The sequence below is a fragment of the Nocardia sp. NPDC051911 genome, assembly GCF_040681035.1.
In the GTDB taxonomy this organism is placed as follows: domain Bacteria; phylum Actinomycetota; class Actinomycetes; order Mycobacteriales; family Mycobacteriaceae; genus Nocardia; species Nocardia sichangensis.
Genome location: NZ_JBFAXY010000036.1, coordinates 20,279 through 32,689, shown reverse-complemented (window position 1 = coordinate 32,689; position 12,411 = coordinate 20,279). Strand labels below are relative to the sequence as shown.

The following is a 12,411-nucleotide window of genomic DNA, read 5'->3' as shown; positions in this document are numbered from 1 at the left end:
ACCCGAGCCCGCTCAGCGATGGGCGGCCAGCGCATCGGCCAGGGCGATGACGCCCTCCGCCGTCTTGACGTGCGCGAGATCGATGTGCTGGCCCTCGAAGTCGACGGCCGCGCTACCGGCCGCTTCGGCCGTCCGGAAAGCCTCGATCATGCGCCGGTAGAAGTCGACGGTGTCGGGCGACGGGGAGAACACCTCGTTGGCGATCGCCACGTGGGACGGATGGATGGCGACCAGCCCGCGGTAGCCCAGCTGCCGGTTGTCGAGGCAGAACCGGCGGGCGCCGTCGAGATCCTTGATGTCCTGCCACACGCCCGCCAGCGGGTGGTGCAACCCGTTGGACCGCGCGGCCAGGACGATCCGGCTGCGCAGATACAGGGTCTCGAGCCCGGCCGGGGTGAACTCGAAGCCGAGTTCACGACCCACGTCGGCATTCGGCCCGGTGGCGCCCAGCAGCGACGCAACCCGCGGACTTGCCGCGGCGATCTCCTCGCAGTGCGCCATCGAGACCGCCGTCTCGTAGGACACGATCAGCCGGACGGTGCCGACGTCGATGCCCTCGCGTTGCTCGATGTGCCCGAGCACCGCGTCCAGGCGCACGATCTCGGCGGCGGTGAACACCTTGGCCAGGAACAAGCCGGTCAGACCCGGACGCACGATCGCTTCAAGATCGGCGCCGAGCAGTCCGCTGACCTCCGGGTTGGCTCGGACCCACAGATCCGGGCGCACCCCTTCGGCCGTGAGGCGGTCGATGGTGGCGGCGACGATGCCGCGGGCCTCGGCCTTGTCGGCGGCGGGCACCGAGTCCTCGAGGTCGAGGATCAGCGCGTCGGCACCGGAGGCGACACCCTTGTCGGCCCAGGCGGCCTTGTGGCCGGGAATGAAGAGCATCGAACGGTACGGTTTCATCGTGGTTCTCCCTTGGCAGCAGCCCTGTCGGTACGACAAAATATAATATATGAAGTATCAACCCTGCGTAGCGATGCCTGCGGACGGACCGTCCGAGAAGATAAGGCCCGTGTCCACGGGCTCTCCGGCGGAGGTCAACCGTCCGTCGGCTGCCATCGCATAGGCGTGCACGCGAGACGTTCCCGCGACCGTGAGCGCGTCGACGAGGAAGACCCGCTGCGACACCGAGTCCACCAGGACACGGCCGGGCATGGTCCCCATCGGGGCCGGGTAAGGCGAGCCGGGCAGCGGTGTCAGCGCGCCGTCGCCGGCGACCGAGAAGCCCGCGATGCCACCTGCCATGGATTCGGCCAGGTACATGCGCCTGCCGTCCGAGGTGAACATCGCGCCGTGCGGCAGCGGCATCAGGCCTGTGCGGAACGGTGACCCGGGAACCGGATTCAGGTGGCCGTCGGCCCCGATCGCGAAGGCCGAGATGTCGCCCTGGGCCTCATTGCTGGTGTAGAGGAAACGGCCGTCCGGGGTGACGCCGGGAATGGTCGACATGAGACCCGCGGCTGCCGAATCCACCAGCGTCAACGCACCGTCCGGGCCGATCGCGAAACTGAACACTGTCGCCTCGAGCCAGCCGACCGCGAACAGGAATCGCCCGTCGGGGGTGATGGCGGGCATGCTGAGGCCGCTCACTCCCGGAATCCGCGCCGGAGCGGCGCCGGTCGGTTCCAGGGCGCCCGATGCGGCGATGCGATAGGAACGGATCTCGTTGGTCACGGCGCCGGTGGTGACGAACAGCGTCCGGCCGTCGGGCGACGGCAGCACTCCGACGCCCGGCCCGCCGAGGTCGAGGTGCGCGCCGGGAACCGGGCTGAGCGTGCCGTTCGCGGCGAGCGCGTATCCCTCGACGGTGCCCGAAACCGTGTTGATCGCATACACTTTCCGCCCGTCGGAGGTGACCGACAGCGACAAACCGCCGGTCCCGGCGGGGAACGGGGACCCGGCCACCCGCGCCAGGGCGCCCGCCCGATCGAGACCGAGCACACTGATGTTCGACGAGCCTGCGCCGCCGATCACCAAGAACCTGACACCCGGGTCGGCGGCCGAGACGGGCGTATTCAGCCAGCCCGCCGAGGCGAGGAGAAACGCGGCTGCGAGCCCGGCGGCGGCCCGGCGTGAACGACGTGTGGTCCGGAACATCTGTACTACCTCCAACTGACCGGCGAGCACCGCTGCCCCCGACCGGATAAAACGCGCGCGGTATGCGCAGGAACGGAAATGGGCGTGAATGCCTCAGCGCTATTTCCAGATGTGACGGTAGGCAGCTCTCAGCGCTTTCCCTGTCCAGAAATCTGGACAGCCGAAAAGTCTCGGCTGCACCGTGTTCGCGAGCGGATCCGGACAGCAGAAAAGGCCCTCCCGGCCGGAAATCGGAAGAGCCTTTTCGGAATTCGATCAGTACAGCGTGTACCCGCCGTCGATCGGAATGGTCGTGCCGGTGACGAACGAGGCCGCGTCCGACAGCAGCCACATGGCCGCTTCGGCGTGCTCGACCGGCTCGCTGGCACGGCGCAGGGCGTGTGTGGCCGCGACGGTGTCGGCGTAGGAGGGGTTCTTCTCGAGGTACTCGAGGTACATCGGGGTCTTGGCGGTCGAGGGGCCGATGCCGTTGACCCGAATACCCACCTCGCCGTATTCCGCGGCCGCGGCCTTGGTCAGGCCGGCCAGTGCGTGCTTGGAGGCGCTGTATTCGGCGGCCATCGGAATGTAGATGAACGAGCCGACCGAGGCGGTGTTGACGATCGAACCGCCACCGGTCTCGATCATGGCCGGAATCTCGTGCTTCATGCACAGGAACGCACCGGTGACATTGATCCGGAACACCCGCTCGAATTCCTCGCGGCTGATGTCGACCAGTTTCTTGCCGTTGTTGGGCACCCCGGCGTTGTTGAAGGCGCCGTCGAGCCGGCCGTACGCCGACACCGCGGCATCGACCATCGCCTTCACCTGGTCCTCGTCGGTGATGTCGACGGTCACGAACTGCGCGGCGTAGCCTTCGGCCGTCAGCTTCTCCGCCAGCGCCTCCCCCGCTTCGGTGGCGACGTCGGCGATGGTGACCTTTGCGCCGTTCTCGGCGAAGAGGCGCGCGGCCGCCTCACCGATACCGCTCGCGCCGCCCGTCACAATGATCGAGCGTCCGTCGATTCCAGCCATGGATCTATCTCCTGTTGTCTTGCTCGGCGATGGAAAAGTTCTGTGCGGGAATCAGTTACCGAATCCCGCGGTGTCGCTGGGCGCGCTGTCGAGCACCAGCGTCTTGGTCTCCAGGAACGACCGCAGGCCCTCGGAGCCGCCCTCCCTGCCGATACCCGACATCTTGAAACCGCCGAAGGCGATGGAGAAGTCGGTGCGCGGGCCGTTGTGCCCCACCGTGCCGGTGCGCAGGGACCGGGCCACGCGGTAGGCGCGATCGGCCTCTGTGGTGAAGACCGCGGCGTTGAGCCCGTAGGGGCTGTCGTCGGCCAGGGCCACCGCGTGGTCCTCGTTCTCGGCCGGGACGACGACCAGCACCGGGCCGAAGATCTCCTCTGTCGCGATCACCGAGGAGTTGTCGACGTTCGCGAAGACGGTGGGCTCGACGAAGAAGCCGCGGTCCAGCCCGGCGGGGCGGCCGCCGCCGGTGACGAGCCGGGCGCCGCCCGCGGTTCCGGCGGCGATGTAGTCCTCCACGCGTTCGCGCTGACGGGCCGAGGCGAGTGGGCCCATCTGCACGGTTTCGTCGAACGGGTCGCCGACCTTCACCGCGGACATGGCGGCGCCGAGCGCCTCGGCGAGTTCGTCGTGCCGATGCTCGCTGACGATGACGCGGGTCAGGCTGTGACAGACCTGCCCGGCGAGATAGCTGATCCCGCCCGCGAGGACCTTGGCCGCGGTGCCGATGTCGTAGTCGTCGAGCACCAGCGCGGGCGACTTGCCACCCAGTTCGAGAGTGCAGCGGGCCATCCGGTCGGCGCAGATCGCGCCGATGGTCCGTCCGGCTGCCGTCGAACCGGTGAAGGTCACCTTGTCCACGCCCGGGTTGCGCACCAGCGACTCCGACACCCGGCGATCGGCGGTCACCACATTGAGCACCCCCGGCGGCAACCCGACCGCGTCGCAGATCTCGGCGAACAGGTAGGCCGAGGTGGGTGCCTCCTGCGGGGGCTTGAGCACTACCGTGCATCCGGCGAGCAGGGCGGGCGCGCACTTGTAGGCCATGAGCCCGGCGGGACCGTTCCACGGCACGATCGCCGCGACGACACCCACCGGTTCGCGGATCAGCAGACCCGCCCCGCCGGACATGGGGGTGTGCTCCTCACGGAAGGCGAAGGTCTCGGCCAGATCGGCGTAGGCGTTGAACGCCCCGGACAGGAACAGCGGGAGCCGGGTCTTGGCCAGCGAGTAGACGATGCCCGACTCGATCGACCACAACCGGGCGAAGTCGTCGCCACGACGGGTCAGCTCGGCGGCGATCGCACGCAGGTAGCCCGCGCGTTCGGCGGGCGAGAGCCGCGGCCACGGCCCGTTGTCGAAAGCCCGGCGGGCCGCCGCGACCGCAGCGTCGACGTCGTCGGTGCTCGCGGCGCCGACGGTGGTCACGAGCTCTTCGGTACCGCAGTTGAGCACGTCGAAGGTCTGCGGTGACGACACCGGCACCCAGCGGCCGCCGATGTAGGACGCCTCCGGGTGCGCGGGCAGTACCCCGATCTCGACCGACTTCGTCATGGAAAGTTCCTCTCACACTGTGACGCAAGCTACGCCACGACAATGTGTACTATATAAAATATTCTCACGCCAGCTTCGCGAGCCCGCCCGACCCGATGAGTGGGCTGCGACGGCCCGGTTTCTCTCGCCTCAGCCGACCGGGCTCGGCCTGCCACGCCGGGCGGCGACGATGTACTCGAACAGGCACACCAGCACGTCCTTGCACGACTGCCGGTCGCGGGCGTCGCAGAACAGCACCGGCACGTGCGGCGGCAACGACAACGCAGCGCCGATCTCCGCGGACGCGTACCGGTCGGCCCCGTCGAAGCAGTTCACCGCCACCACGAACGGGATGCGGCGGGACTCGAAATAGTCCACGGCGGCGAAACAGTCGGCCAGCCGCCGCGTGTCGACGAGGACCACCGCGCCCAGCGCACCGCGGGAGAGTTCGGGCCACAGGAACCAGAACCGGTCCTGGCCGGGCGTGCCGAACAGGTACAGGATCACCCGGGGATCGATGGTGATGCGGCCGAAGTCCAGCGCGACCGTGGTGGTGCGCTTGCCCTCGATCCCGCGCAGGTCGTCGACCGAGGTGCTCAGCTCGGTGAGCTGTTCCTCGGTGCGCAGCGGCGTGATCTCGCTGATCGCGCCGACCAGCGTGGTCTTGCCCACCCCGAAACCGCCTGCGACGAGTACCTTCACCGCCAGTTCTTGAGTGTGGGCGACGGCGCCGTTGCCGTCAGAGTCTACGAATGCCATCCAGTACCGCCTGCAGAAGTTCGGGATCGGGGCCGACGTCGGCCTTCGGTGGCGACCGGAAGATCACATATCCGGCCGAGATGAGATCGCCGACGAGCACCTTCACCGTGATCAGCAACAGATTCATATGGGCCGCGATCTCGGCGATCGACAACGGCCGGTTGCGGCACAACCGGAAGATCTCGGCGTACTCGCGGTCGAGGCTGTTCACCTCGCCTTCGTAGCCCACCGAGATGACGAGCGTGAGGATGTCGAGATCGGCCACGTCTCGGCCGGCTCGGCCGCGGGTGAGCGCGAAGGGACGGACCAAGGGGCCGGGATCGTCCTCGTAGCCCCATTCCTCCTCGGGTTCGCCGTTCACAGCAGCGGCGTTCTCGACGTTCGCGGGGCGGCGGACAGCTGGTCGCGGACCTGGCCGACGATCACATTCATCTCGTAGGCGATCAGTCCCAGATCGGCGTCGATATCGGCAAGCAACGCCAGACAGGCGCCGTGACCGGCCTCGGTGACGAGCAGGTAGCCGAGTTCGAGTTCGATGACGGTCTGGTGCAGGCCGCCCTTGGCGAATCGCGTGCCCACCCCGCGTGCGAGGCTGTGCAGCGCCGACGCCATGGCGGCCAGGTGCTCGACGTCCTCGCGATCGATCCCGTCCGAGCCGGCCAGCGCCAGTCCGTCCGCGGACAGCACCACCGCGCATTCCGCGCCGGAGGTGCTGTTCACCAGGTTGGTGAGCAGCCAGTCGAGGGCCCCCGCGGGCGCGTGGCGAACCATCATGTCGTCGTTCATGTGCGGACCGTTCTTCACTGGTGCGGATGGGTGGAGCGGGCGCGGCGGGTCCCGCGTTGCAGTGCGGACATGGCCGAGCGCACCGCGTCGGGCGCCCGGCCACGGATCGGCGGCGGGGGCGCGACCTGATCGATCGCGGATTCGTCCGCGTCGACGCGTAGTTCGGGTGAGAGGTGACTGAGCCGGTCGCGCCGCGGCAGCGCGGGACGAGTGTCGGCGGCGATCGGATGACCGGCCACCGATACCGGCCGATGGCCGTTGCGACCGGTGTGCACTGCGTGTGGCTCCGCGAGTTCGGCCATTGCCCGGGCGGATTCGATCGGTTCCGGCAGCGCGACCCCGGCGATGCCGTCGGGGCGCGATACCCCGAACACCCCGGGCACTCGCTGGACGGGACGCCGCGCGGCCACGGGTTCCATTGCGGCCGTGATGTTCTCGTCGCCGCGTTCGAGCATCGCCCACGGCAGCAACACGATCGCCCGCACCCCACCGTAAGCCGACTCCTGCAGTGTCACCGTGATCCGGTGCCGGTCGGCCAGCCGACTGACCACGAACAGGCCCAGGTGCCGGTGTCCGGCCAGCGCCATCTCGTGGAACTGCGGCGGCTGCTCGAGCAGGGCGTTGAACCGCGCCCGTTCCTCGAGATCGATGCCGATACCCTGATCGTCGATCTCGACGACCACGCCCTTGCCGACGGCGGCGCCGTGCACCGACACCGCGGAATCCGGCGGGGAGAAGGCGGTGGCGTTGTCGACCAGTTCAGCCAGCAGATGGATGACGTCGGCCACAGCCGTGCCGGTGACGCTCACCGCGGGCAGCCGCACCGCGTTGACCCGGGCATAGCCCTCGGTCTCCGAGACCGCACTGCGCACGATGTCCTCGAGCGCGACCGGATTGCGCCAGCGCCTGCCCGGCCTGCGGCCGCCCAGGATGAGCAGGTTCTCGGCGTTGCGACGCGCGCGGGTGGCCAGGTGGTCGAGCTGGAAGAGCAGTTCGAGATTCTCCGGATCGTCCTGGCGGGCCTCGGCGACATCGAGGATGTCGAGCTGACGACGCACCAGGGCCTGGCTGCGGAAGGCGATGTCGAGGAAGACCTTGTTGAAGCCGTCGCGGGTCCGCGCCTCCTCGGCGGCAGTGGCCATGGCGGTGCGCTGGGCCAACGAGAACGCCTCGGCCAGTTGACCGATCTCGTCGTGACCCCGGTCGGCGACCGCGGTCTCGGCCTCGACGTCGACCTGTTCGCCGTCGTGGATGCGGGCGATGATCGCGGGCAGCCGGTCCCGGGCCAGGACCAGCCCGGCGGAACGCAGGGCCTGCAACCGGCGGACCAGGCGCCGGGCCAGGACCAGCGAGACACTCAGCGCGGCCAGGGTGACGACCAGCATGATCGCGGTGGCGATGCCGAGCCGCCAGAGCATGGTGTCGGCGGCAGCGGCAGTCAGATCGACGGTGACCCGGAACTGATCGCGGACCACAGCCATCATGCGCGTCGCGACCGCCTTCTCCGCGGCGGACCACTCCTCCTCCGGTGTCGACATCTCGCCGCGTTCGGCCGTCTCGTTCTCCGCGACTTCGGCCACCCGCCAGTCGGGCCCGGTGGTCATGGCGCGCAGGCTCGCCCGCACTCCCGCCGGGAGCAGCGCATCCACCGCCGTCAACTGGTCACGGTAGACGCCGATCGCCTCTCCGAGAGTGCGCCGCTCGGCCGGCGCTCGCATGCCGCGCGCCAATCCGGCGGACACCAGGCCGACCACACGGGCATGACTCTCGGCCACCTGCAACAACGCCAGCGAGTTCAGTTCGGCGTCCATCGTGGTCATGTCCGAGGACTTTTTCCGGGCGCCGTCGCGGCCCGCGCCGAGCAACGCGGCGACGAGATCGCTGTAGTAGCGGTCGATATCGCCGGTGGCGGCGCGGCCGCTGTCCACCGACTCCCGAATCGTGGTGATCCGCCCGATCAGTTCCGCCAGCGCCTGCACAGATTCCGCGCCTGCGTCCGCATCCATGTTCTTGGCGGTGGCGGCGATGCGAGTGGTCTCCTGGATGGCGCGATCGGTGTCGTCGCGTCCGGCGCGCAACCCGGCCGCGCTCGCGGGAGACCGGTCGACGGCGGTCAGGCTGGCCAGGCGCTCGGACTGCACCGCGGTGACGAACCGCAGCAGCGGGTCGATCACCCCGCTGCGATAGTCCGCCCACTCCTTGACCTCCTGGGCACGGATCGCGACCAGGCTCACCGCGACCACACCGGTGCCGAACAGCACCATGGACGGGATGAGCGCGATGGCCAGCACGCGGGTCCGCACACTGGCACCGAAGCGCGCACGCAGACCACGGGGGCGTTCTGGCCGGTGGTCGTCCGCGCTCGGATCCGGTGTCGCCGTTGGCACTTGCGGTTCTCCTCGGTGCAGGGCGGCTCGCAGAGCCGGTCGGTGTAGATACCCGGTAGCAGGCCCGGCCCGCCCCGGTCGTTGGTTATCGGGGAGTGAGGTAAGCCGACGGGCCGTCGTGGAAGATCACGCCGGTGTCGGCAGAAGGCCTGCCGGAGGCGGTGACGCCGCCGACGGCGTCGATGTCGTAGGTGTGCACGCGCGCACTGCCTTGCACGGTGAGCGTGTCGATCACGTACAGCTGTCGTTCGCCCGGTCCGAGCACCACGCGGCCGGGCAAGGCGCCTGCCGGAGCGGGGTAGGGCGAGCCGGGCAGCGCACGCAGCGCTCCGTCGGCGCCGATGCCGAAGCCGTCGATCTCTCCCCCACCGGAGGCGGGCAGATACATGCGTCGCGAGTCGGCGGTGATCGCGGTGCCGTGCGGGGTGCCGCCGGTCGGGTACGGCGAACCGGGCGCGGGTGAAAGCCTGCCGTCGCGGGCTATCACATAGCCGGAGACATTGTCGGTGCCTTCGTTGCTGATGTAGAGAAAGCGCCCATCCGGGGTGACGGTGGGCAACGCGGGACGTTCACCGGTGGCCAGCGGGGCACCCAGCGGGGACAGCGAGGCATCGGGCCCGATCGAGAAGGCGGCGACGGTGCCCGCGACGAAACTGCTGACGAACAGCGTGCGCGCGTCGGGAGTCAGGACCGGCAGGCTCAGCGCGCTCATCCCTTCCACCCGGGTGGGCGGCGCGCCCGTGGGTACCAGCAGTCCGTCGGCGGTGATGTCGAAGGAGCGCACCTCGTTGGCGACGCCGCCGATGGTGGCGAACAGCCGCCTGCCGTCGGGCGTGATCGTCACACCGATCACCGGTTCACCGAACGCCTTACGACTGCCCGCGATCTCGCGCAGCGATCCGTCGGCCCCCAGGTCGTAGCCGATGATCGAGCCCGACACCACGTGTCCGGTGTAGACCCGGCGACCGTCGGGGGTGATCTCGAGGGTGAGCGATCCGGTGTCACTGGCGAACGGCGCCCCCGGGACCTGGCTCAGACCACCGTCGGCCGCCACACGCAGAACGCCGATGTTCGATGATCCGGTGCCTGCGACGAGGAGGTACCTCGGCATCTCCGAGGCGGGATCCGCGTGGGCGAGAGTCGGCAGCCAGCTCAGCGCCAGGGCGGCCGAGAGCGCCAGGACGACGCGGCGCGAAGGGGTGACAGTGTCGACGAACATCTTCGGGCAGTACCTCCATGTACTTCGAGCGGACGAACATCGCTCGGCACATGCACAATATAGTATGCGTCACATCGCGGGTAGCTTCCGGACCGAATTGGACCCAGAAGTATAAAAGCCTCTGAACTGCCCCAATTCTCGGTGTGGTTCATCATGATCGATCACAGCTCAGAGCATTAGCCATATTTAATATGGGATTCTCCCTCCTGGTGTGCACTCGGCACACCAGAGCTCGACGAGGAGATCCGCCGATGCCCAGGCCGTTCCGCGGGAACCGCGGCGCCATGACAACTCTGCTCACCGTCCTGCTGTGCGCCATAGGCGCAGTGGGACCCGCCGCCCCCGCCTCGGCAGCACCCGCGCGGCCGCGGTTTCTGATCACCGCGGGCACCGCGTCGCTGGGGATCAGCGTGCTGCGGGTCGAGCGCGACACCACGCTCACCCCGGTGCCGGGCAGTCCGTTCCCGACCGGTTTCGGCGTGCTGTCGCTGGTCGCCTCGGCCGACGGTCGCACGGTGTACGTACCGCATGCCGGCGATTTCGGCGTCTCGGGCTACCGGCTCGACGACAACGGCGCCCTGACCCCCATTCCGGGCGCGGCGGTCACCGTCGGCGGGCCGCCCACTTCGGCCCGCCTCTCCCCCGACGGCACGGTCCTGTTCGTCGTCGTAGGCGGCGCGCCGGGGCATGTCGAATCGTTCACAGTCGCGCCGTCCGGCGCGCTCACCCCGACCGGCGCGTCGCGGGTCGCTGTCGAGGGACTCAGCGCGGTGGGCATGGCCGGCGTCGACCCCAGCGGCCGATTCCTGCGCGTGGCCACCTACATCGGCGACACCGTGTCCAGCTACGCCGTCGGCGCGGGCGCCACCCTGACCCCACTCGGCACACAGACGGTGCGGTTCGGCCCGGTCGCGCCGGGCTACACCCCCGACGGCCGGTTCCTGTATGTCAGCAACGAATTCGGTTTCGACGTGTCCGGATACGCGATCGCCGACGACGGCCGCCTCACCCCGACCCCTGGCTCCCCGTACCCGACCGGCGGCGTGCCGCACGGCGCCGTGGCGAGCGCGGACGGTAGCCGCATGTACGTGCCCAACGCGGTGGGCTCATCGATCGCCGGTTTCGCCGTCGGCGCCGACGGCGCCTTGACCCCGCTGCCAGGCTCGCCGTACCCGGCGCCCGCGGGCACGATGCCGGGTCAGGTCGCCCTCGATCCCGACGGGCGGCACCTCTACCTGGTGGACGTGCTCACCGCCCAGATCACCACCCGGGTGCACACGTACACGATCGGCCCCGACGGCGCCCTCACCCACACCGGTCGCGACCCGGTCGACACCGGTGTGTTCATGTCGGACGGACCGGTCGCCGTCCTGACCCGCTGACCCGCACCGACGACGAACGGCGGCGCGCACCGGGCCGGTGGGCGCCGCCGCTGCCGCATGCCGTCGGTCTAGGCGGTGTTCTTCTGCTCCTCCGACCACATGCCCTGCCGCTCCAGCATGGCGATGAGTTCGTCCGCGCCGGACATGATGTGGTCGCGCATGAGTGTGGCGGCCGTCTTCACGCGCCGCTTCTGCAGCGCCTCGAGGATGGCCGGATGGAAATGCAGGGTCTCGTTGGCGTGGCCCTCGATATTGCCGTAGAAGCGGTTCGGCAGCTGCTTGACGATCGAGCCGAGCAACATGGCCAGCCTGCGCGAATCGGCGGCCAGATTGATGGTGCGGTGGAATTCGTGGCCCAGCGCGACGATCCGCTCGGGATCGTTGTCCCCGGCCATGACGCGTTGCTGCTCGGCCACGACCTCGGCGAGGTGGTCGAGCTGACGCTGGGTGATGGATTTGGCCGCGCGCCCGGCCAATTCGCCAGCGAGGGTGGCCTGGGCCCAGAACAGATCGCGCACGTCCTGCCTGCTGAACGCCGCGACCATGAATCCGCGCCGGGGCACCAGTTCGACGAATCCCTCACCGCTGAGGAGCAACAACCCTTCGCGAACCGGGGTGTTGGAGACACCCACCGCCTCGGCGATCGGTTCGGTGCGCAGGAATTCGCCGGTGCGGACCCGACCGGAGATGATGAGTTCGCGCACGTAGGTCGCCACGTCCTCGGAAAGCTGCTGACGCTGGGAGTTCATGCGGCGAGGCAGCCCCTGCGCAGTCGATTCCATGGGGATTCGATCCTTTCCGTTCGGCCGATCTATGCATTATGCCTCACGTATTACCGAGCAGATGGCACCGGCGAACCGATGACCACACCGCACCCCGGAAGCGGCGGCGGCCGCAACGAGGCCGTTCCCGGAGCGGTCGGCGCCACCCACGACCGCAAATGATATATTATGCTTGATATGGCCACGAACAATGGAGTTGGTGGCCGCCCAATCGCTCTCTCGCCGACCTCGCGAAGGGTTCGCGGACATGAACGTGCTGATCGAGATGACGGCCCTGTGCCTGACCAGACCCGCGCGCGACGCCGGTGCGGAGGCCGCGGCCGCGTGGTACGCGGCCAAGGCCCGTCTGCACGACCATCTCGCCGGATCGGGCGGGCCCGACAGCGCCCTGGAACGGCAGCTCGCCGACTCCGCCCGCCGGCGAGCCCGGCAGCTGGCGGGTACCTGACACC

12 protein-coding genes are annotated in these 12,411 nt (G+C 69.1%); 2 read left to right on the top strand and 10 right to left on the bottom strand.

Annotation, left to right across the window (positions count from 1 at the left end; translation table 11 throughout):
- Window positions 1-12: 12 nt before the first annotated feature.
- The 9 genes from AB0L97_RS32115 to AB0L97_RS32075 form a co-directional block, all read right to left on the bottom strand.
- Window positions 13-906, bottom strand: coding sequence for a CoA ester lyase (locus AB0L97_RS32115; RefSeq protein ID WP_364436977.1), 894 nt, complete (start codon window positions 904-906; stop codon window positions 13-15).
- A gap of 57 nt (window positions 907-963) precedes the next feature.
- Window positions 964-2,100 carry a beta-propeller fold lactonase family protein gene (locus tag AB0L97_RS32110; RefSeq protein WP_364436974.1) on the bottom strand — a complete coding sequence of 379 codons (1,137 nt, stop codon included), beginning with the start codon at window positions 2,098-2,100 and terminating at the stop codon, window positions 964-966.
- A 255-nt stretch (window positions 2,101-2,355) separates the two neighbouring features.
- Window positions 2,356-3,114 (bottom strand): glucose 1-dehydrogenase, encoded by a 759-nt coding sequence (locus AB0L97_RS32105; protein WP_364436971.1) that lies wholly within the window; start codon window positions 3,112-3,114, stop codon window positions 2,356-2,358.
- Between the two features lie 51 nt (window positions 3,115-3,165).
- The gene (locus AB0L97_RS32100) at window positions 3,166-4,665 is read right to left on the bottom strand and encodes an aldehyde dehydrogenase (protein ID WP_364436968.1); all 1,500 of its coding nucleotides are present in this window, start codon (window positions 4,663-4,665) and stop codon (window positions 3,166-3,168) included.
- Window positions 4,666-4,794: 129 nt separating this feature from the next.
- Window positions 4,795-5,403 carry an ATP/GTP-binding protein gene (locus AB0L97_RS32095; RefSeq protein WP_364436965.1) on the bottom strand — a complete coding sequence of 203 codons (609 nt, stop codon included), beginning with the start codon at window positions 5,401-5,403 and terminating at the stop codon, window positions 4,795-4,797.
- On the bottom strand, window positions 5,384-5,764 hold the full coding sequence (locus AB0L97_RS32090) for a DUF742 domain-containing protein (RefSeq protein WP_067809767.1): 381 nt from the start codon (window positions 5,762-5,764) through the stop codon (window positions 5,384-5,386). The genes AB0L97_RS32095 and AB0L97_RS32090 overlap by 20 nt, the downstream gene beginning before the upstream one ends.
- On the bottom strand, window positions 5,761-6,189 hold the full coding sequence (locus AB0L97_RS32085; protein ID WP_364436961.1) for a roadblock/LC7 domain-containing protein: 429 nt from the start codon (window positions 6,187-6,189) through the stop codon (window positions 5,761-5,763). Before AB0L97_RS32085 ends, AB0L97_RS32090 begins: the two co-directional genes overlap by 4 nt.
- 14 nt (window positions 6,190-6,203) lie before the next feature.
- On the bottom strand, window positions 6,204-8,576 hold the full coding sequence (locus AB0L97_RS32080) for a nitrate- and nitrite sensing domain-containing protein (protein WP_364436958.1): 2,373 nt from the start codon (window positions 8,574-8,576) through the stop codon (window positions 6,204-6,206).
- A gap of 85 nt (window positions 8,577-8,661) precedes the next feature.
- Window positions 8,662-9,795: a beta-propeller fold lactonase family protein gene (locus AB0L97_RS32075; RefSeq protein ID WP_364436955.1), complete on the bottom strand. Its 1,134-nt coding sequence runs from the start codon at window positions 9,793-9,795 to the stop codon at window positions 8,662-8,664.
- A gap of 251 nt (window positions 9,796-10,046) precedes the next feature.
- On the opposite strand from AB0L97_RS32075, the gene AB0L97_RS32070 reads away from it, so the two are divergent.
- Window positions 10,047-11,177 carry a beta-propeller fold lactonase family protein gene (locus AB0L97_RS32070; protein WP_364436952.1) on the top strand — a complete coding sequence of 377 codons (1,131 nt, stop codon included), beginning with the start codon at window positions 10,047-10,049 and terminating at the stop codon, window positions 11,175-11,177.
- A gap of 68 nt (window positions 11,178-11,245) precedes the next feature.
- Here the strand turns inward: AB0L97_RS32070 and AB0L97_RS32065 are convergent, their stop codons facing one another.
- Window positions 11,246-11,959 carry a GntR family transcriptional regulator gene (locus AB0L97_RS32065; protein ID WP_067809775.1) on the bottom strand — a complete coding sequence of 238 codons (714 nt, stop codon included), beginning with the start codon at window positions 11,957-11,959 and terminating at the stop codon, window positions 11,246-11,248.
- A gap of 247 nt (window positions 11,960-12,206) precedes the next feature.
- Here AB0L97_RS32065 and AB0L97_RS32060 point away from each other — a divergent pair, with 247 nt between their 5' ends.
- Complete coding sequence (locus tag AB0L97_RS32060; protein WP_067809778.1) at window positions 12,207-12,407, top strand: hypothetical protein; 201 nt, start codon at window positions 12,207-12,209, stop codon at window positions 12,405-12,407.
- The last annotated feature ends 4 nt before the right edge of the window (window positions 12,408-12,411 follow it).